Source organism: Pengzhenrongella sicca (genome assembly GCF_017569225.1).
In the GTDB taxonomy this organism is placed as follows: Bacteria; Actinomycetota; Actinomycetes; order Actinomycetales; family Cellulomonadaceae; genus Pengzhenrongella; species Pengzhenrongella sicca.
Genome location: NZ_CP071868.1, coordinates 2854551 through 2873982, shown reverse-complemented (window position 1 = coordinate 2873982; position 19432 = coordinate 2854551). Strand labels below are relative to the sequence as shown.

Below are 19432 nucleotides of genomic sequence, written 5' to 3'. Positions count from 1 at the left end.
CGACCCCCGGAAAGAGGCACCGATGGAGCTTCAGCCGCTCCTGCACGATCTCCTCGCGGCCACGATGGCGCCCACCCAGGCGTGGTCCGGGCCCGACGGCCAGGTGCGCGCCTGCGGAGCGCAGGGCTACTACCACGGCGACGTGCGCGTGCTCTCGAGCGCCGTGGTGACGGTCGACGGGATCGAGCCGGAGACGATCGCGGCCGGCCCCGCCGGCCCGGGCGCCGTCGAGATGCTCGCCCTGCTGCGCCGCGCGGACGGCCCGGGCGCCGACCCCACGCTGGCGCTGCGGCGCCTGCGCACCGTCGCACCGGGGCTCGTGCGCGAACGCCTCGAGCTGACGTGCGCGACCGCCGGCCCCGTCACGCTGCTCCTCGAGGCGACGTTCGCCTGCGACCTCGCCGACATGGACCGCGTGAAGATGGGCCAGCGCCCCGCGCCGGTGCCCGCCCGCGGCTCGGGCACCCCGCAAGCCGACCCCGCGCACGCCGATGCCGCGAGCTGGGCCCGCGAGGACGGCACGCGCGTGACGCTCAGCGGCGCGGGGGCGCGGGTCGACCTCGCCGACCCCCTGGCGCCGCGCCTGAGCTGGCGGGTCACGGTCACGCCCGGGGCGCCGACCGTCGTCGGCTGGGAGGTCGCCGCGCTCGTGCCCGGGGGCGTCGTCGGCGCTCCCGCAGACCCGCGACCCGAGTGGTCGACGCCGGCGGTCACCGGCGACGACCGCCGGCTCGCCCGGCTGCTCGAGCGGGCCCTCGAGGACCTTGCCGGGCTGCGGATGAGCGCGAGCTTCGCGCCGGACGACACGTTTCTCGCCGCCGGGGCGCCGTGGTTCTTCACCCTGTTCGGCCGGGACTCGCTCTGGGCCGCGCGCATGCTGCTCCCGCTCGGCACCGACCTCGCCGCCGGGACCCTGCGGGTGCTCGCGGCCCGTCAGGGCACCGTGGTCGACGACGAGACCGCCGAGCAGCCGGGCAAGATCCTGCACGAGATCCGCACCAAGGCGCTCGACCTCGGCGACGGCGAGCGCGTGCTGCCGCCGGTCTACTACGGCACCGTCGACGCGACGCCGTTGTGGGTCTGCCTGCTCCACGACGCCTGGCGCTGGGGGCTCGCCGCCGATCAGGTCGAGGCGCTGCTGCCCGCGATGGAGCGTGCGCTCGCCTGGATGACCGACTACGCCGACTCCGACGGCGACGGCTTCCTGGAGTACGCCGACACCGGGGGTCGGGGGCTCGCGAACCAGGGCTGGAAGGACTCCGGCGACTCGGTGCAGTGGCGCGACGGCTCGCTCGCCGTCGGGCCCATCGCGCTCTGCGAGGTGCAGGGGTACGCGCACGAGGCCGCGCTCGCGGGCGCCAGCCTGCTCGAGGCCTTCGGGCGACCCGGCGCCGACACGTGGCGCGCGTGGGCGGCCGAGCTCGCGGCACGGTTCCGGGCGACGTTCTGGGTCGAGGACGAGCTCGGGCCCTATCCGGCGATCGCGCTCGACGCCGCGAAGCGTCCGGTCGACACGCTCACCAGCAACATCGGCCACCTCCTGGGCAGCGGGCTCCTGTCCCCGGCGGAGGAGGCCGTGGTGGCCCGGCGGCTCGGCGCGCCGGACATGAGCTCCGGCTACGGGCTGCGGACGATGTCGTCGACGTCGGGCGGGTACTGGCCGCTGCGCTACCACGGGGGATCCGTGTGGGCGCACGACACCGCGATCGCGATCACCGGGCTGGCGCGCAGCGGGCAGACGGCCGAGGCCGCGCGGCTGGTCGAGGGCCTGCTCGCCGCCGCGGAGCAGCTCGGGTACCGCCTGCCGGAGCTGTACTCGGGGGCCGCGTCGGCCGCGGCGCCGACGGTCGTGCCCTATCCCGCGGCGTGCCGGCCGCAGGCCTGGTCGGCCGCGGCCGCGGTGGCGGTGCTCACCGCCGCGCTCGGCCTGCGGCCCGACGTGCCCGGCGGCGTGCTCCGGATCGAGCCGCCGTCGCCGTCCCCGGTCGGTGCCGTCCGCGTGGACGGGCTGCGCGTCGCGGGTGCCGCGCTGCTCGTGCAGGTCGACGCGCAGGGCGCGGTCGTCACGGCCGCGACGGGCGCGGCGGGGGTGCGGATCGACGCGCGCCCGGCCGCTCGGGCGGCGGGCGGCCCGGGCCGATAGACTGGGGCGCTGCGCGTACCGCACGTGCGCATCCAGCGTGGAAGAGGGTATGAGCGCATGGGCCTGCTCGAGACTATCCGGACGCCCGCGGACGTGCGCCGGTTGACGCCCCACGAGATCGACGAGCTCGCCGCCGAGATCCGCGACTTCCTCGTCCAGTCCGTCTCGCGCACCGGCGGCCACCTCGGCCCGAACCTCGGCGTCGTCGAGCTCACGCTCGCGATGCACCGCGTGTTCGACTCCCCGCACGACTCGATGGTGTTCGACACCGGCCACCAGGCCTACGTGCACAAGCTGCTGACCGGCCGGCAGGACTTCGCCGACCTGCGCAAGCGCGGCGGGCTCTCGGGCTACCCGAGCCGGGCCGAGTCCGAGCACGACATCGTCGAGAACTCGCACGCGTCCACGGCGCTGAGCTGGGCCGACGGCATCGCGAAGGCGTACGCGGTGCAGGGCCAGACGGACCGCCACGTCGTCGCGGTGATCGGCGACGGCGCGCTGACCGGCGGCATGGCCTGGGAGGCGCTGAACAACATCGCCGGGGACCCGAACCGGCGCATCGTCATCGTGGTCAACGACAACGGCCGGTCGTACGCGCCCACGATCGGGGGGCTCGCGCACCACCTCGACACGCTGCGCACCACCCGCGGTTACGAGAACGTGCTGTCGTGGGGCAAGCGCACGCTGCGCGGCTCGGGCGTGCCCGGCCAGATGGCATACGACGCCCTGCACGGCCTCAAGAAGGGCCTCAAGGACGTGGTCGCGCCCGAGGGCATGTTCGAGGGCCTCGGCCTGAAGTACGTCGGCCCGGTCGACGGCCACGACGCCGCCGCCGTCGAGCGCGCGCTCGTGCGCGCCAAGGCGTTCGGCGGCCCCGTGATCGTGCACGTGATCACCGAGAAGGGCCGCGGCTACAGCCCGGCCGAGCAGGACGTCCTGGACCGGTTCCACGCCGTCGGCAAGATCCACCCCGAGACGGGCCTGCCGCTGGCGCCCTCGCGGTTCGGCTGGACGTCGGTCTTCGCCGACGAGATGGTGCAGATCGGCCGGAGCCGCCCCGACGTCGTCGCGATCACCGCGGCGATGCTCGCTCCCGTGGGCCTGGCGCCGTTCGCGGCCGAGTTCCCGCGCCGCACCTTCGATGTCGGCATCGCGGAGCAGCACGCCGCGACGTCCGCCGCCGGCATGGCGTTCGCGGGCCTGCACCCGGTCATCGCGGTGTACGCGACGTTCCTCAACCGCGCCTTCGACCAGCTGATCATGGACGTCGCGCTGCACCGCGCGGGCGTGACGATCGTGCTCGACCGCGCGGGCATCACCGGCGACGACGGCGCGAGCCACAACGGCATGTGGGACATGGCGATGCTGTCGATCGTGCCCGGGCTGCGCCTGGCCGCCCCGCGCGACGAGCCCACGCTGCGCGCCGCGCTGCGCGCCGCCGTCGACATCGACGACGGCCCGAGCGTCGTGCGCTACCCCAAGGGCGCGCTCGTCGAGCCCATCCCCGCGCTGGACTCGATCGACGGCGTCGACGTGCTCGCGCGGCACGAGGGCGGCGCCGGTCCGACCGTGCTCCTGGTCGGGATCGGCTCGATGGTCCCGACCGCGCTCGCGGTCGCCGACCTGCTGGCCGCGCACGGGCTGCGGGTGAGCGTCGTCGACCCCCGCTGGGTGCTGCCGGTGCCGGCCGCGCTCGTGAAGCTCGTCGGCCAGCACGACCACGTCGTCACGATCGAGGACGGACTCGTCGACGGCGGCATCGGGGCGATGCTCGCCCAGCGTTCGCGCGAGGCCGGGGTCACCACCGCGATCGCGTCCATCGGCGTGCCGCTCGCCTTCCTCGGGCACGCGACGCGGGCCCAGATCGTCGCCGACCTGCGGCTGCGCCCCGAAGACATCGCGAAGGACGTGCTGGTCGCGCTCGGCGCCGCGCGCCCGACGCCGCCGTCGGGCGCCTAGCCGGCGCATCGCGTGGTGAGCCGTTCCGACGGCGCTTCGTGGCCGAGGTGGCCGCGTACCATCGAAAGCACCTCGCACCTGAGCCGCACCGGCCTAGTGTGACGAGGATCGCCTTCCGAACGAGCCGCTCGTGGGACCCAGTGAGGCCCTAGGTCCCATGTCATCCCATGACTTGGCTCATAGCGTCGAAGTATTCGGAAGCAACCGAGGGAGCACACCTGATGACCACCACAGCAGTCCCGCAGCCGGCCACCGCCGACGGAACGCCCCAGGCTTGGCACGGCTTCGTTACCGGGCCGTGGAGCGACGGTATCGACGTCCGCGACTTCATCCAGAAGAACTTCACGCCGTATGCCGGGGACGCGTCCTTCCTCGCCGGACCGACCGCACGGTCGACCGCCGTCTGGGCCAAGATCACCGCGATGTTCCCGGCCGAGCGCGAGCGCGGCGTCTACGACGTCGACGCGAAGACGCCGTCGAGCATCACCTCGCACGCCCCCGGCTACATCGACCAGGCGAAGGAGCTCATCGTCGGGCTCCAGACCGACGCGCCGCTCAAGCGCGCGATCATGCCGTACGGCGGCTGGAAGATGGTTGAGAAGTCGCTGAAGACTTACAACTACCCGGTCGACCCGGAGCTCGCGAAGATCTTCACCGAGTACCGCAAGACCCACAACGCCGGCGTCTTCGACGTCTACCCGCCCAACGTCCGCAAGGCGCGCAGCTCGCACCTCATCACCGGACTCCCGGACGCGTACGGCCGCGGCCGGATCATCGGCGACTACCGCCGCGTCGCCCTCTACGGCGTCGACGCGCTGATCGCGGCCAAGAAGGTCGACCGCATGACGCTCGACATGGAGCGTTCGGTCGAGGACGTCATCCGGGACCGCGAGGAGAACTCGGAGCAGATCCGGGCGCTCGGCGACCTCAAGAAGATGGCGCTGTCCTACGGCTGCGACATCTCCGGCCCGGCCACCACAGCCCGCGAGGCCGTCCAGTGGGTCTACTTCGGCTACCTGGGTGCGGTCAAGGACCAGAACGGCGCGGCGATGTCGCTGGGCCGCGTCTCGACGTTCCTCGACGTCTACACCGAGCGGGACATCAACGCCGGGCTCATCACCGAGTCCGACGCGCAGGAGCTCATCGATGACCTGGTCATCAAGCTCCGCATCGTCCGCTTCCTGCGCACCACCGAGTACGACGAGATCTTCGCGGGCGACCCGGTCTGGGTCACCGAGGCGATCGGCGGCATCGGCGAGGACGGGCGTTCGCTCGTCACCAAGAACTCGTTCCGGTTCCTGCAGACGCTGTACAACCTGGGCCCGGCCCCCGAGCCCAACCTGACCGTGCTGTGGAGCAGCCGCCTGCCCGAGGGCTTCAAGCGGTTCTGTGCGCAGGTGTCGATCGACACCTCCGCGATCCAGTACGAGTCCGACGAGCTCATCCGTCCGGCGTGGGGCGACGACGCGGCCATCGCGTGCTGCGTCTCCGCCATGCGGGTCGGCAAGCAGATGCAGTTCTTCGGCGCGCGGATCAACCTCGCCAAGGGGATGCTCTACGCGATGAACGGTGGGCGTGACGAGGTCTCGGGCAAGCAGATCGCCCCGGTCACCGCGCCCGTCGTCGGCGACACGCTCGACTACGACGACGTGATGGCCAAGATGGACGTCACGCTCGACTGGCTCGCCGAGACCTACATCGACGCGCTGAACTGCGTGCACTACATGCACGACAAGTACGCGTACGAGCGCCTCGAGATGGCCCTGCACGACCAGGTCATCCTGCGGACGATGGCGTGCGGCATCGCCGGCCTGAGCGTCGTGGCCGACTCGCTGTCCGCCATGAAGTACGCCAAGGTGCACCCGGTGCGCGACGAGACCGGTCTCATCACGGACTACACCATCGAGGGCGACTTCCCGAAGTACGGCAACGACGACGACCGCGCGGACACCATTGCGATGGACATGGTCGCGACCTTCATGGCGAAGATCCGTCGCCAGAAGACGTACCGCAACTCGCTGCACACGCAGTCGGTGCTGACGATCACGTCCAACGTGGTCTACGGCAAGGCCACCGGAAACACCCCCGACGGCCGCCGCCACGGCGAGCCGTTCGCTCCCGGTGCCAACCCGATGAACGGCCGCGACACGCACGGCATGCTCGCCAGCGCGCTCAGCGTCGCCAAGCTCCCGTACTCGGAGTCGGCGGACGGCATCTCGCTCACCTCGACCGTCGTCCCCTCGGGCCTCGGCCGGAACCTGGACGAGCAGGTCTCCAACCTGGTCGGTCTGATGGACGCGTACAACGTGTCCAGCGGATACCACCTCAACGTCAACGTGCTCAACCGCGCGACGCTCGAGGACGCCATGGAGCACCCGGAGAACTACCCGCAGCTGACCATCCGGGTCTCCGGGTACGCGGTGAACTTCGTCCGGCTCACGCGCGACCAGCAGCTCGACGTGCTGTCGCGTACCTTCCACGGCAAGCTCTAAGCCGCGGAGCAGTACCTGATCGACTGATCGACGCGGACCCGACGACGCATGCGTCGTCGGGTCCGCGTCATCTCAGCGGCATCGTGCGACACCCCTCTCCTTTTCTACCGACGGGACCTTGACCATGAGCACCACAGCGGCGACGCCGTCCGGTGAGTTCACGGGCGCGCCCGTCATCCAGCTCGGCCTGCCGCTGATCGGCGGCTCGCACCACCGGTCGTCGTCCGGCACGGCGGGCCTCGAGCTCAGCGAGGCGGCGCGGTCCGAGAAGTTCGCCCAGATGCGCGCGGGTGAGCTCGGCTCCCTGCACTCCTGGGAGCTCGTCACGGCCGTCGACGGCCCCGGCATCCGGATGACCACGTTCCTGTCCGGCTGCCCGCTCCAGTGCCTGTACTGCCACAATCCCGACACCATGGAGATGCGCCGCGGCGAGCCCATCGAGGCCACCGAGCTGCTCGCGCGCCTCAAGCGCTACGTCAAGGTGTTCGAGGTCAGCGGCGGCGGCCTGACGATCTCCGGTGGCGAGCCGCTCATGCAGCCGGCCTTCGTCGCGAAGATCCTCAGCGGCGCGAAGGCCATGGGCATCCACACCGCGATCGACACCTCGGGCTACCTCGGCGCGCACTGCACCGACGAGATGCTCGAGAACATCGACCTCGTCCTGCTCGACGTGAAGTCGGGGGACGAGGAGACCTACAAGCGGGTGACCGGTCGCGAGCTGCAGCCGACCCTCGACTTCGGCCGCCGCCTCGCCGCGCACGGCATCGAGATCTGGATCCGGTTCGTCCTCGTGCCCGGCCTCACGGACGCCGTCGAGAACGTCGACGCCGTCGCCGACTTCGTCGCCTCGCTGCCGACGGTCAGCCGCGTCGAGGTGCTGCCGTTCCACCAGATGGGCCGCGACAAGTGGGCCTCGCTCGGCCTGAAGTACGAGCTCGACGAGACCCCGCCGCCCACCCCGGAGCTGGTCGCCCGCGTGCGCGGCCAGTTCGAGGCCCGCGGCCTCACGGTCTACTAGCGGTCAACCCCACCGCGGACGACGTCACCGAGGTGCCGGGACGTTGGCCGCGCCATCGGGGTGCAGGCGGCGGCCCAGCAGTCGCTCGGAGTAACCCGCACGGTCGAGATACGGGGCGATCCCGCCGAGGTGGAACGGCCAGCCGGCCCCGAGGATCATGCACAGGTCGATCTGGTCCGGGGAGTCGACCACGCCCTCGGCGAGCATGAGGCCGATCTCCTGCGTGAGGCCGGCGAGCACGGCCTCGCGCACGCCGCCGGTGTCGAGCGGCGCGGACCCGGCGGCGCCGCCGCGCGCCGCGTCGAAGGCCGCCTGGATCGCGGGGTCGACGGCCTGCTCCGCCCCGCGGCCGTCGGCCTCGGGCACGACGCGGCGACCCTCGCGGCCCAGCCGCTCCAGGCCGGGAGACAGGGGGAACCGGTCGCCGAGCGCGTCGTGCAGCGAGCCCAGCACGTGCAGCGCCACGGGCAGGCCCACGAGCTGGATGAGCGTGAACGGCCCCATCGGCAGGCCCAGGGGGCGTAGCGCGACGTCGGCGGTCTCGACCGGGGTGCCCGCCTCGACGGCCGCGGCGACCTCGGCCAGCAGGCGCAGCAGCAGCCGGTTCACGACGAAGCCCGGGTGGTCGCTGACGCCGACCGCCGTCTTGCCGAGCGCCTTCGTCACGGCGAACGCGGTCGCGACGGCCTGCTCGCTCGAGTCCGGCGTGCGCACCACCTCCACGAGCGGCATCTGGGCGACCGGGTTGAAGAAGTGCAGGCCGACGACGCGCTCGGGGTGCCGCAGGCCCGCCGCCATCGCGGTGACGGACAGCGCCGACGTGTTCGTCGCGAGGATCGCGTCGGGTGCGACGACGTCCTCGAGCTCGGCGAAGACGCGCTGCTTGACGGCGAGCACCTCGGTGACGGCCTCGATCACGAGATCGGCCCCCGCCAGCGCGGCGAGGTCCGTGCTGACGGTGATGGAGGCGAGGATCCGGTTGGCCTCGTCCTGGCTCACGCGACCCTTCGCCGCGAGCCCGCCGACGAGCGCCTCGATGCCGGCGCGCCCGGCCGCGACCCGCTCGTCGTCCAGGTCCCGCAGCGCCACGGGAACGCGCAGCCGCCGCGCCAGGAGCACGGCGAGCTGGCCCGCCATCAGGCCGGCGCCCACGATCCCGACGGCGCGGACGGGCCGGGCGAGCGCCTCGTCGGGGGCGCCGGCGGGCTTGCGCGCCTTGCGCGTGGTGAGGTCGAACGCGTAGAGGCTGGCCCGCAGCTCGTCGGACATCATCAGGTCGGTGAGCGCGTCGTCCTCGGCCGCGAAGGCGGTCTCCCGGTCGCTCGTGCGCGCGGCGGCGACGAGCGCGAGCGCGCGGTAGGGCGCCTGGCGGGCGCCGTGCAGCCGCTGGTCGAGCCGCGCCCGCGTCGCCGCGACGACGGCGTCCCACTCGGCCTCGTCCTCGAGCTCGCGCCGGACGACGTCGACCCGGCCCGCGAGCACGTCGGCGGTCCACTCGAGCGACTGCTCGAGGAAGTCGGCCGGGTGCAGCAGCACGTCGGCGACGCCGAGCTCGACGGCGTCCGCCGCGGCGGTCATGCGGTTGTTGGCCAGGGGGCGGGTCAGGATCAGCTCGAGCGCGCGCGTGACGCCGACGAGCTGGGGGAGCAGGTAGCAGCCGCCCCAGCCGGGGATCAGGCCCAGGAACGTCTCGGGCAGGGCGAGCGCCGTGACGTCGCCGGCGACGGTGCGGTAGGTGCAGTGCAGCGCGACCTCGAGGCCGCCGCCGAGGGCCATGCCGTTGATGTACGCGAACGTCGGCACGGCCAGCTCGCCCAGCAGCCGGTAGGCGGCGTGCCCGATCTCGGCGAGCGCGCGCGCGTCGGCCGCGCTCGGCAGCTGGGCGGCCATCGTCAGGTCAGCGCCCGCGGCGAGGTAGTAGGGCTTGCCCGTGATGGCGACGGCGACGATCTCGCCCGCCGCGGCGCGGCGCTGCTGCTCGAGCAGCGTCGCGCGGAGCTCGCCCAGGCCGAGGGGGCCGAGCGTCGTCGGCTTCGTGTGGTCGAAGCCGTTGTCGAGCGTGACCAGGGCCAGGACGCCCGCGCCGCGCGGCAGCCGGACGTCCCGGACGTGTGCGTGCGTGATCCGCTCGGGCCGCGCGGCCGCGGCGGGGCGGGACGACGTCTGCGTCGCGGCGGCGTCGGTCATCAGAGCACCTCGTTCTTCGGGCTGGTCGTGGTCGCGGCCGGTCGGTAGCCGTCGTACTCGCGGTGGTGCGGGTTCTCCCAGAGGATGGAGCCGCCCTGGCCGAGCCCGACGCACATCGCGGTGAGCCCGTACCGGACGTCGGGCCGCTCGGCGAACTGCCGCGCGAGCTGCGTCATGAGCCGCACGCCGGAGCTCGCGAGCGGGTGCCCGACGGCGATCGCGCCGCCGTACGGGTTCACGCGCGGGTCGTCGTCCGCGATCGAAAACGCGTCGAGGAACGCGAGCACCTGCACCGCGAACGCCTCGTTGAGCTCGAACAGCCCGATGTCGTCGATGGTCAGCCCGGCGCGGGCCAGCACGCGGCGGGTCGCGGGCACCGGCCCGAGGCCCATGACCTCGGGGGCGACCCCCGCGTACGCGAACGCGTGCATGCGCATGCGGGCGCCGAGGCCGAGCTCGGCCGCCGTCTCCTCGGCCGCGAGCAGGCACACGGCCGCGCCGTCGGTCAGCGGCGCGGACGTCGCCGCCGTCACGCGGCCGCCGGGCCGAAAGGGGGTGGCGAGACCCCGGATGGACTCCAGGGTCGTGCCCGGGCGGGGCGGCTCGTCGGCCGTCGCCAGCCCCCAGCCGCGGTCGGGGTCGCGCAGCGCGACCGGCACGAGGTCGGGGTCGATCTTGCCGGCGGCGAGCGCGGCGGCGTACTTCGCCTGGCTGGCGACGCCGAACGCGTCGGCGCGCTTGCGCGTCAGCGCGGGGAAGCGGTCGTGCAGGTTCTCGGCGGTCTTGCCCATGTCGAGGGCGTCCGCGCTGACGAGCCGCTCGGCGGCGAACCGCGGGTTCGGGTCGGCGCCCGCGCCCATCGGGTGGCGGCCCATGTGCTCGACGCCGCCGGCGAGCACGACGTCCTGCGCACCGACGCCGATCCCCGCGGCGGTCGTGGTCACGGCGGTCATGCCGCCGGCGCACATCCGGTCGATCGCGTACCCGGGCACGGACGCGGGCAGCCCCGCGAGCACGCCGACCGTGCGGCCGAGCGTCAGGCCCTGGTCGCCGGTCTGGGTCGTCGCCGCGAACGCGACCTCGTCGATGCGCTCGGGCGGCAGCTCCGGGTGGCGGCGAAGCACCTCCCGCAGGGCCTTGACCGCCAGGTCGTCCGCGCGCGTGTGCGCATAGATGCCGTCGGGCCGGGCGCGCCCGAACGGGGTGCGGACCCCCTCGACGAACACGACGGGGCGGACGGCGGGGTGCGCGGGCGTGCTCGGCATCAGACCTCCAGGCGGGGACGACACTGTCCGTTCGCGCCCGAGGAAGCCGGTGCGCCGAGGGTGACGGTACCGGGCCGGCGGACCGATTGCTAGCGCAAGTTACTCATGAGTAACAAAAGCCTCAGCGAGCCGCGGGGTGACCAGCTCGACCTGCCAGCGGCGCGCCCCGCCCGCGGCGAGCACGGGCGCGATCGAGTCGGCGTCGAGCTGGGGCGGCGGGCTCCAGCACAGCCGCCGCAGCAGGTCGGGCTGGAGGAGGTTCTCGACCGGGATGTGGTGCTCGACGGACAGCTCGATGACGGCCTCGCGGGCGACGGCGAGCCGGGCGGCGGCGGCGGGGTCGCGGTCCGGCCAGGCGCGCGGCGGCGGCGGCGCGTCGGTGCGCGGGCCCCGCACGGACGGCAGCTCGGCGTCGCCGAGCGCGAGCCCGCGGTCGATCGCCTGCTGCCACAGCGTGATCCGGCGGCGGGCGCCCTTGCCCGAGAAGGCGGGCAGGGCGCTGAGCTGGTCGACGGAGCGGGGCAGGGCCTGGGCCGCGGCGACGATGGCGTGATCGGGCAGCACGCGCCCGGGGGAGATGTCGCGGCTGCGCGCGTTCTCGTCCCGCGTGTGCCACAGCTCCCGCACCACGGCGAGGCGGCGCGCGTCCCGGACGGCGTGCAGCCCGGACACCCGGCGCCACGGGTCGATCCGCGGCAGGGCCGGCGGCGCGAGCCGCAGCGCCTCGAACTCCTGCGCGGCCCACTCGGCCTTGCCCGCCTCGGCCAGGCGGTCCGCCATCACGGCGCGGAGCTCGACGAGCACCTCGACGTCGAGGGCCGCGTAGCGCAGCCAGTCCTCGGGCAGCGGGCGCGTCGACCAGTCGACCGCCGAGTGCTCCTTCGACAGGCCGAACCCGAGCAGCTCGGCGACGACGGCGGCGAGGCCGACCCGGTCGAGGCCGAGCAGGCGCGCGCCGACCTCGGTGTCGAACACGCGCGACGGTCGCAGGCCCTGCTCGTGCAGGCCCGGCAGGTCCTGCGACGACGCGTGCAGCACCCACTCGACGCCGACGAGCGCATCCGACAGCGCGGACAGGTCCGGCAGTGCGATCGGGTCGATCAGCGCCGTGCCAGCGCCCTCGCGGCGCAGCTGGACGAGGTAGGTGGCCTGGCCGTACCGGTAGCCCGAGGCGCGCTCGGCGTCGACGCCCACCGGGCCCGTCCCGGCGGCGAAGGCCGCGACCACCTCGGCATACGCCTCGGGGGTCTCGATCACCGCGGGGATGCCGTCGGCCGGTTCGACCAGGGGGATCACCTCGAGCGGGGCGGGGGCGTCGTCGTCGGCCGTCGCGTTGGTGGGCCCACCCGCAGGGGGGACGACCGGCGCGTCGAGGGCGCCGACCGGTTCGGCCGGTTGCTCGAGATCCATAGCCTGCAGTTTAGGCCGTCCGCGCGCGGGCGCCCAACAGCGCGCGCGGCAGCGAGCCCGCGCGCCGGGTGAGGCATCTCACCTCGTCAGGGCAGCAACCCGCTCCGGATGACGATGGCGACGAGCTGAGCCCGGTCGCCGGTGCCGAGCTTGCGGGAGATGCGCGCGAGGTGGCTCTTGACGGTGAGCGCGGACAGGCCGAGCTCCTCGCCGATCATCCGGTTGCTGTTGCCGTCCGCGACCAGCTTGAGCACGCCGAGCTCGCGCGTGGTCAGGTCGGGGTGGGCAGCGGGCGCCGCCTGGACGGGCAGCGAGAGCGCGCCGGGCCGTTCGCCCCCCGCGACGAGCTGCATGCGGCGAGGGTCGGCGGCGACGGCTCCGCGCAGGCCGCCGGCGAGAAGCTGGACGAGCTCGCGCCGCGCGGCGCGGCGGGCGAGCAGGACGACGCGCGTCGTTCCGCGCCGCCCGAGGTTGCGCACGAGCGTCGTGCCCTCGCCCTCGCGCAGCTCGTTGACGACGATGCACATCTGCCCCGGCAGGGTCGGGCGCCGTACGGGGTTGACCGTGCCGACGGCGCGTTGAAGGGGGGAGCTGGTGAGGAGCGGCTCGATGCTCACGACGACTCTCCGACGACGGGGGATGGTGTACATCAGTGATATCGGCCGGTGTCGGCGAAACCTTGAGCGAGGAACGGATTTCATCCCCTCGAACGGCAAGTCGATACCGATTTGTGACCAGATGCCCCGATTTGAGGGTCAGATCGCCGCGCGGAAGCCTCAGCGGCGCGGTCCGATGGAGGTGACGCCGGGGGGGACCGGCGGCAGTCCGGCCGCCTGGCACAGGAGGTCCGCCCACGCCACCAGGTGCGGCGTGAGGTCGCCGTCGGGAGCCGTCCAGGACGCGCGGATCTCGACCTCGACCTCCTCGGGCCGGTCCGAGAGGTCGCCGAAGCTCTGCGACAGGACGCGGGTCACGGTGCCGCTGGCCGCGTGCGCGACGACGCCGGCGCCCGCGACGGCGTCCTCGAACCAGGACCAGGCGACCTCGGCCAGCATCGCGTCGGCGCCGAGCTCGGGCTCGAGCGTCGCGCGCACGAACGTCACCAGCCGGAAGGTGCCGTCCCACGACTCCTGGCCGGCGGGGTCGTGCAGCACGACGAACCGGCCGGACGCGAGCTCCTCCTCGGACTGGCCGGCGACGACGTCGGCCGTCAGCGCGACGCTGAACGGCGCGATCCGGGCCGGGCCGGGGACCTCTTCGAGGAGGACCTCGGGGCGCAGCTTCGCCGCGCGCAGGGACCGCAGCGCCCGGAGGAACTCCGCGGGCACCTCGGGCTGACCGGAAGTGATCACCTGAAGGAGCGTATGGGCGCCGGCTCCGAACGCTCCGCTGGCACGCCGACGGCGCGGCGACGGGTCGCGGATAGGCTGGCCGCATTCAGAGCCCGGCGACGAAGGAGTAGTGCGCATGTCCGCAACAGCGACGATCGGTGTCACCGGCCTGGCCGTCATGGGCCGGAATCTGGCCCGGAACTTCGCGCGGCACGGCTACACCGTCGCGGTGCACAACCGCTCGTTCGCGAAGACGCAGTCGCTCGTGGCCGACCACGGCGACGACGGCACGTTCGTCCCGTCCGAGTCGATGGCCGACTTCGTCGCCTCGCTCGCCACGCCCCGCAAGATCGTGATCATGGTCAAGGCGGGCGGCCCGACGGACGCGGTCATCAGCGAGCTGATCCCGCTGCTCGAGGCGGGCGACATCGTCATCGACGCCGGCAACGCCCACTTCCCGGACACGATCCGGCGCGAGGGCGAGCTCAAGGCGCACGGCCTGCACTTCGTCGGCTCGGGCGTCTCGGGCGGCGAGGAAGGCGCGCTCAACGGCCCGAGCATCATGCCCGGCGGCTCGCCGGAGTCCTACCGCGTGCTCGGGCCGATCCTCGAGGACATCTCGGCCAAGGTCGACGGCGTCCCGTGCTGCACCTACATCGGGCCCGACGGCGCGGGGCACTTCGTGAAGATGGTGCACAACGGTATCGAGTACGCCGACATGCAGCTCATCGCGGAGGCCTACGACCTGCTGCGGCTCGGCCTGGGCGCCAGCGCCGCCGAGATCGGCGAGATCTTCGCGCAGTGGAACACCGGCGACCTCGAGTCGTTCCTCATCGAGATCTCGGCGGACGTCCTCGCGCACACCGACCCGGCGACCGGGCAGGCGTTCGTCGACGTCGTGCTCGACCAGGCCGAGCAGAAGGGAACCGGGCGCTGGACCGTGCAGAACGCGCTCGACCTGGGCGTCCCGATCACGGGGATCGCCGAGGCGACGTTCGCCCGGGCGCTGTCCGGCTCGGTGCCGCAGCGCGCCGCCGCCGTCGGCGTCCTGCCGGCGCACGTGAGCGCCTGGGACATCCCCGACCGGGCCGCGTTCATCGAGGACGTCCGCCTCGCGCTCTACGCCTCCAAGGTGGTCGCGTACTCGCAGGGCTTCGACCAGATCGCGGCGGCCTCGGCCGAGTTCGGCTGGGACGTGGACCGCGGCGCGATGGCGCGGATCTGGCGCGGGGGCTGCATCATCCGGGCGCGCTTCCTCAACCGGATCACCGAGGCGTACGAGCGCGACGCGCACCTGCCCCTGCTGCTCGCCGACGAGTACTTCACCGGCGCCGTCGGCAACGGCGTCGCGTCGTGGCGTCGCGTCGTGGCCGCGGCCGCGCTCAGTGGTGTGCCGACGCCGGCGTTCTCGTCCTCGCTCGCCTACTACGACGGCGTGCGGGCCGAGCGGCTGCCCGCGGCGCTGATCCAGGCGCAGCGTGACTTCTTCGGGGCGCACACCTACCGCCGGGTCGACCGCGCAGGCACCTTCCACACCGAGTGGACCGGCGACCGCACCGAGACGACGCTGTGAGCTCGCCGGCCCCGATGCTCCCCGTCATCCTGGGCGCGGACATCGGGGTGTACGCGCTCGCGCGTGCGTTCCATGAGGAGTACGGCGTGCGGTCGATCGTCGTCAGCGGCGCGGCGCTCGGGCCGGTGGCGCGCTCGGCCATCATCGACAACGTGCTCCTGGGGCCGGACGCGTCGCCCGTGGACATGGTCGACCGGCTGGTGCAGCTCGCGGGGGAGCACCCCGGGCGCACGCTCGTCCTGCTCGCCAACTCGGACTGGCTGGTGCGCGTCGTCGTCCGCCACCGCGCCCGCCTGGAGCCGCACTACGTCGTGCCGTTCCTGTCCGAGGACCTGCTCGACCGCATCGCCGACAAGGCGACGTTCGCCGAGATCTGCGCGGGCCTCGACATCGACGTGCCGCGCACGATCGTGCAGGACTTCGCCGCCGCGGGGGAGGCTGGCTGGGCGCCCGTGGACGTCGACCTCGCGTACCCGCTGATCGCAAAGGCGGCCAGCAGCGCCGACTACCAGGACGTGCACTTCGCCGGCAAGAAGAAGGTCTTCGAGATCGCCGACCAGGCGGAGCTCGACGCGCTGTGGGCCTCGCTCGCCGCGGCAGGCTTCCGGGGCCGGTTCGTGGTGCAGGACCTCGTCCCCGGCGACGACACGCAGATGCGCTCGATCACCGCGTACGTCGACAGCCGGGGCGAGATCACGCTCCTGTGCTCGGCGCACGTGCTGCTCGAGGAGCACACGCCGTCCGGGCTCGGCAACCCGGCCGCGATGATCACCCAGCGGATCGAGCCGATGCTCGAGCAGGCCCGACGGTTCCTGCGCGAGACGGGATACGTGGGCTTCGCGAACTTCGACGTCAAGGTCGACCCCCGCGACGGGAGCTACCGGTTCTTCGAGGTCAACCCGCGGATCGGCCGCAACAACTACTACCTGACGGCCGCCGGGGCGAACCCCATGCGCTTCCTGGTCCAGGACCGGGTCGAGGGCCTCGCCGTCGAGCCGGTCGTGGTCGAGAAGGAGATCCTGTACTCGATCCTGCCGCCGCGGCTGCTCCTGCGGTACGTGCTCGACCCCGCGCTGCACGCGAAGGTGCGCGCGCTGATCCGCGCCGGGGCCGTCGCGCACCCCCTGCGGTACTACCCGACGGACGGTTCGCTGGCGCGCCGGGCCTACGTGCTCGCGGCCAAGCTCAACCAGATCCGCAAGTTTCGCCGGTACTACCCGACGGCCACGACGACCGGGTTCTGACCCGGCCGGCGGCCCGCGGGGCCGCCGGTCGGAGGGGTAGCCGAGCTCGGGTCAGCCGAGCTCGCTCGTGCCCGAGTACAGGTGCAGCACGGGGACCTGGAGCAGGTCGCGGGCGCGGGAGGCCCAGTCGCGGTGGAAGGTGTCCTCGACGGCGTGCGGGTAGGTCACGACGACGATCTCGCGCACCCACCCGGCGGCGACGGCGGCCTTGAGCGCGGGCAGCGGGTCGTCCTCCACGATCCGGCCGTCGGCCGTCGCGCCGGCCGACGTGAAGGCGGCGAGGCTCTCGGCGAGCTGGTCGGCGGCCTCGGACTTGGCCTCCGTCGCGGCGGGCTCGCGCCGCAGCACGTCGCTGAGCGCCTCCCGCAGGTTGCCCAGACCGAGGTGGTCGACGAACGACACGAGCATGTTCCGCTCGGTGTCCGCCGGCACGAGGACGCGGTAGGTCAGGCGCGGGTCGTCGTGCAGCGCGAGGATCTTCACGACGTCGGCGTCGGCGAGGGTGTCCTCCGTGAGGACGACGATGGTGAGCGGTGCGGGCTGGGTCGAGGAGTCGGTCACCCAACGAGCCTAGAGGAGCCACCGGCCCAGCAGCACCGCGTCGGAGTGCAGCAGGTGGGCGGGCCGCGCGGAGACCGCCGGGCGCAGCCATGGGGCGCCGTCGACAGCGCGCGGCGCGGGGCCGCCGACGAGCAGCGGGCTCCAGGTCAGGCAGAGCTCGTCGACCAGGCCGGCCGTCAGCAGGCTCCCCAGCAGCCGGGGCCCGCCCTCGGTGAGCACGCGGGTGAGTCCGCGGTCCCTCAGGGCCGCCAGGGCGGCCGGCAGGTCGACCTCGCGGTCGCCCGCGACCAGCACGCGATCGGCCCCGATCCGGGCCTGGAGGGCGGCGAGATCCGGGCGGTCCGCGACCGTCACGACCAGGGGCGGGTCGCCGGAGTCGAGCAGCCCGGCGGGAATCTCGCCGGAGCGGCTCACGAGCGCGAGCGGCAGGTCGGGGCGTTGCCCCCGCGCCGCGCGCGCCGCGGCGAGCTCGGCCGGGACGCGCAGCGCCCCGTAGCCCTCGGCGCGCGCGGTGCCGGCGCCGACTAGGACCACGTCGGCGGCGGCCCGGAGCACGCGGAACACCCGCAGGTCGGCGGGGCCGTTGAGGGAGCCAGAGCGGCGGTCGGCGCCCGCCGCGGCGCCGTCGAGGCTCGCGATCATGTTCGCGCGGACCCAGCTGTCCGCCAGTGCTCCCGGCGCCGGCGCGGGCAGCGGGTGGTCGTAGAGCGCAGTGAGGGCCGCCTCGCCGGGGTCGGCGGGCAGCCGCTCGCCGGCGCGCGCGAGCGGGAGCAGCACGTCGAGGGTCGGGCGCTCGGCGGTGGGCGGGAGCGCGGATGGCGGTACCGGCGGGGGTGCGGGCGAGGCGGCGGGCATGGCGGCCACGCTAGGGCCTCGGCGCGACCCTTCGGCCACGATGGGGCCCCGGCGCGGGCATGGCGGCCACGCGGGGGCCTCGGTACCCCGCGCGGGCCGGCCTGGTCCGCGCAGGCGGCGCCGCCCTGTGCGGTTTAGGCTCGGCGACCGTGACCGTTCCCGACGCGACCCCGGCCGTCAGCCCCGACGCGACCCCCGGCGCAGCCCGCGACGCGCGCCCCGCCGCGACCGCCGCCGCGACCCGAGCCGCGACCCCGGTCTCCCTCGCGGGCCGTCGGCCCGAGGTGCCGGTCGCACGGCTGCTGGCCGAGCTCGTCCCGCCGCGGCACTTCGCGGCGGAGTCGTTCGACACCTACCTGCCCGACCCGCAGTTCGCGAGCCAGGGATCCGCCCTCGCCCGGCTGCGCGCCGTGGCCGCCGCGATCCGCGAGCCCGCGCGCGGCTCGTGGCTGACCGGTCGGCGCCGCGCTCCCGCGCCCGCGGTGTACCTGGACGGCGGCTTCGGCGTCGGGAAGACCCACCTGCTCGCGTCGCTCGCTCACGCCGTCGGCACCGACCGGACGGCCTACGGGACGTTCGTGGAGTTCACCAACCTCGTCGGCGCGCTCGGCTTCGCGCCGACGGTCGAGGCGCTCGCGGGCAACGCGCTCGTGGCCATCGACGAGTTCGAGCTCGACGATCCCGGCGACACGGTCCTGATGTCCCGGCTGCTGCGCGAGCTCGCGGACCGCGGCGTCGCGCTCGCCGCGACGTCGAACACGCTGCCCGAGTCGCTCGGGGAGGGCCGCTTCGCGGCCGAGGACTTCCTGCGCGAGATCCAGGCGCTCGCGGCCCGGTTCGAGGTGCTGCGCGTCGACGGCGAGGACTACCGGCACCGCGCCACCGTGACCGAGGGCGCGCCGCTGCCCGATGCCGCCGTCCGGGCGGCGGTCCGGGCCCGCCCCGGCGCGACGCTCGACGACTTCCGCACCCTGCTCGGGCACCTCGCACAGGTGCACCCGAGCCGGTACGGCGCGCTGCTGGACGGCGTGAGCGCCGTCGGCCTGACCGCCGTGGGGCCGGTCGAGCACGAGAGCGAGGCGCTGCGCCTCGTGGTGCTCGTGGACCGGCTTTACGACCGTGACGTGCCGGTGCTGCTCGGCGGTTCGGGTGCGCGCGGCCTGTTCAGCCCGGCCATGCTGCGCGGAGGGTACCGCAAGAAGTACTTCCGCGCGCTGTCCCGGCTCGGCGCGCTCGCCGACGACGGCGGCGAGCTCACGGCGTCGGGCTAGGCCGGCCCCGGGCGGGCGGGTTCAGACGGCGAGGGCGGGCTCGGGAGCTTATCGGCGGGCTCGAGAGCGTTAGGGCGGGCTCGGGTCGGCGCGAGTGTGGGCGTCCGGCTCCCGGCGCCGCGG

14 protein-coding genes are annotated in these 19432 nt (G+C 73.9%); 7 read left to right on the top strand and 7 right to left on the bottom strand.

The window, feature by feature from the left end:
• The first annotated feature begins 22 nt into the window (after positions 1–22).
• From J4E96_RS13175 to pflA, 4 genes are all read left to right on the top strand, one after another.
• A complete protein-coding gene (locus tag J4E96_RS13175) occupies positions 23–2143 on the top strand; it encodes an amylo-alpha-1,6-glucosidase (protein ID WP_227422554.1) in 2121 nt (706 codons plus the stop codon).
• Between the two features lie 57 nt (positions 2144–2200).
• Positions 2201–4102, top strand: a complete 1902-nt coding sequence (dxs, locus tag J4E96_RS13170; protein ID WP_227422553.1) for a 1-deoxy-D-xylulose-5-phosphate synthase — start codon at positions 2201–2203, stop codon at positions 4100–4102.
• 221 nt (positions 4103–4323) lie between these two features.
• A complete protein-coding gene (pflB, locus tag J4E96_RS13165; RefSeq protein WP_227422552.1) occupies positions 4324–6594 on the top strand; it encodes a formate C-acetyltransferase in 2271 nt (756 codons plus the stop codon).
• Positions 6595–6718: 124 nt separating this feature from the next.
• Positions 6719–7612, top strand: a complete 894-nt coding sequence (gene pflA, locus J4E96_RS13160; protein ID WP_227422551.1) for a pyruvate formate-lyase-activating protein — start codon at positions 6719–6721, stop codon at positions 7610–7612.
• A gap of 24 nt (positions 7613–7636) precedes the next feature.
• Here the strand turns inward: pflA and J4E96_RS13155 are convergent, their stop codons facing one another.
• From J4E96_RS13155 to J4E96_RS13135, 5 genes are all read right to left on the bottom strand, one after another.
• The gene (locus tag J4E96_RS13155; RefSeq protein WP_227422550.1) at positions 7637–9799 is read right to left on the bottom strand and encodes a 3-hydroxyacyl-CoA dehydrogenase NAD-binding domain-containing protein; all 2163 of its coding nucleotides are present in this window, start codon (positions 9797–9799) and stop codon (positions 7637–7639) included.
• On the bottom strand, positions 9799–11064 hold the full coding sequence (locus J4E96_RS13150) for a thiolase family protein (RefSeq protein WP_227422549.1): 1266 nt from the start codon (positions 11062–11064) through the stop codon (positions 9799–9801). The genes J4E96_RS13155 and J4E96_RS13150 overlap by 1 nt, the downstream gene beginning before the upstream one ends.
• A gap of 99 nt (positions 11065–11163) precedes the next feature.
• On the bottom strand, positions 11164–12474 hold the full coding sequence (locus tag J4E96_RS13145) for an HRDC domain-containing protein (protein WP_227422548.1): 1311 nt from the start codon (positions 12472–12474) through the stop codon (positions 11164–11166).
• Positions 12475–12560: 86 nt separating this feature from the next.
• On the bottom strand, positions 12561–13091 hold the full coding sequence (locus J4E96_RS20445; protein WP_406619864.1) for a helix-turn-helix transcriptional regulator: 531 nt from the start codon (positions 13089–13091) through the stop codon (positions 12561–12563).
• 159 nt (positions 13092–13250) lie between these two features.
• Positions 13251–13823, bottom strand: coding sequence for a DUF3000 domain-containing protein (locus J4E96_RS13135; RefSeq protein ID WP_406620463.1), 573 nt, complete (start codon positions 13821–13823; stop codon positions 13251–13253).
• Positions 13824–13941: 118 nt separating this feature from the next.
• Here J4E96_RS13135 and gndA point away from each other — a divergent pair, with 118 nt between their 5' ends.
• Complete coding sequence (gene gndA, locus J4E96_RS13130) at positions 13942–15378, top strand: NADP-dependent phosphogluconate dehydrogenase (protein WP_227422546.1); 1437 nt, start codon at positions 13942–13944, stop codon at positions 15376–15378.
• Positions 15375–16622: a carboxylate--amine ligase gene (locus J4E96_RS13125; RefSeq protein WP_406619863.1), complete on the top strand. Its 1248-nt coding sequence runs from the start codon at positions 15375–15377 to the stop codon at positions 16620–16622. Before gndA ends, J4E96_RS13125 begins: the two co-directional genes overlap by 4 nt.
• 51 nt (positions 16623–16673) lie before the next feature.
• Here the strand turns inward: J4E96_RS13125 and J4E96_RS13120 are convergent, their stop codons facing one another.
• Both J4E96_RS13120 and J4E96_RS13115 read right to left on the bottom strand, forming a co-directional pair.
• Entirely contained in the window at positions 16674–17183 is a 510-nt protein-coding gene (locus tag J4E96_RS13120; protein ID WP_227422545.1) for a hypothetical protein, read from the bottom strand.
• 9 nt (positions 17184–17192) lie between these two features.
• The gene (locus J4E96_RS13115) at positions 17193–18038 is read right to left on the bottom strand and encodes a dihydrofolate reductase family protein (RefSeq protein WP_227422544.1); all 846 of its coding nucleotides are present in this window, start codon (positions 18036–18038) and stop codon (positions 17193–17195) included.
• A gap of 149 nt (positions 18039–18187) precedes the next feature.
• Between J4E96_RS13115 and zapE the strand changes: the two genes are divergently transcribed.
• Positions 18188–19309 carry a cell division protein ZapE gene (gene zapE / locus J4E96_RS13110; RefSeq protein ID WP_406619862.1) on the top strand — a complete coding sequence of 374 codons (1122 nt, stop codon included), beginning with the start codon at positions 18188–18190 and terminating at the stop codon, positions 19307–19309.
• The last annotated feature ends 123 nt before the right edge of the window (positions 19310–19432 follow it).

Excerpts from the sequence above, each read along its gene's own strand:
- pflB (WP_227422552.1), top strand. The coding sequence starts at position 4,324 with ATGACCACCACAGCAGTCCCGCAGCCGGCCACCGCCGACGGAACGCCC.
- pflA (WP_227422551.1), top strand. The coding sequence starts at position 6,719 with ATGAGCACCACAGCGGCGACGCCGTCCGGTGAGTTCACGGGCGCGCCC.
- J4E96_RS13175 (WP_227422554.1), top strand. The coding sequence starts at position 23 with ATGGAGCTTCAGCCGCTCCTGCACGATCTCCTCGCGGCCACGATGGCG.
- dxs (WP_227422553.1), top strand. The coding sequence starts at position 2,201 with ATGGGCCTGCTCGAGACTATCCGGACGCCCGCGGACGTGCGCCGGTTG.
- J4E96_RS13150 (WP_227422549.1), bottom strand. The coding sequence starts at position 11,064 with ATGCCGAGCACGCCCGCGCACCCCGCCGTCCGCCCCGTCGTGTTCGTC.
- J4E96_RS13155 (WP_227422550.1), bottom strand. The coding sequence starts at position 9,799 with ATGACCGACGCCGCCGCGACGCAGACGTCGTCCCGCCCCGCCGCGGCC.
- J4E96_RS13145 (WP_227422548.1), bottom strand. The coding sequence starts at position 12,474 with ATGGATCTCGAGCAACCGGCCGAACCGGTCGGCGCCCTCGACGCGCCG.
- J4E96_RS13115 (WP_227422544.1), bottom strand. The coding sequence starts at position 18,038 with ATGCCCGCCGCCTCGCCCGCACCCCCGCCGGTACCGCCATCCGCGCTC.
- gndA (WP_227422546.1), top strand. The coding sequence starts at position 13,942 with ATGTCCGCAACAGCGACGATCGGTGTCACCGGCCTGGCCGTCATGGGC.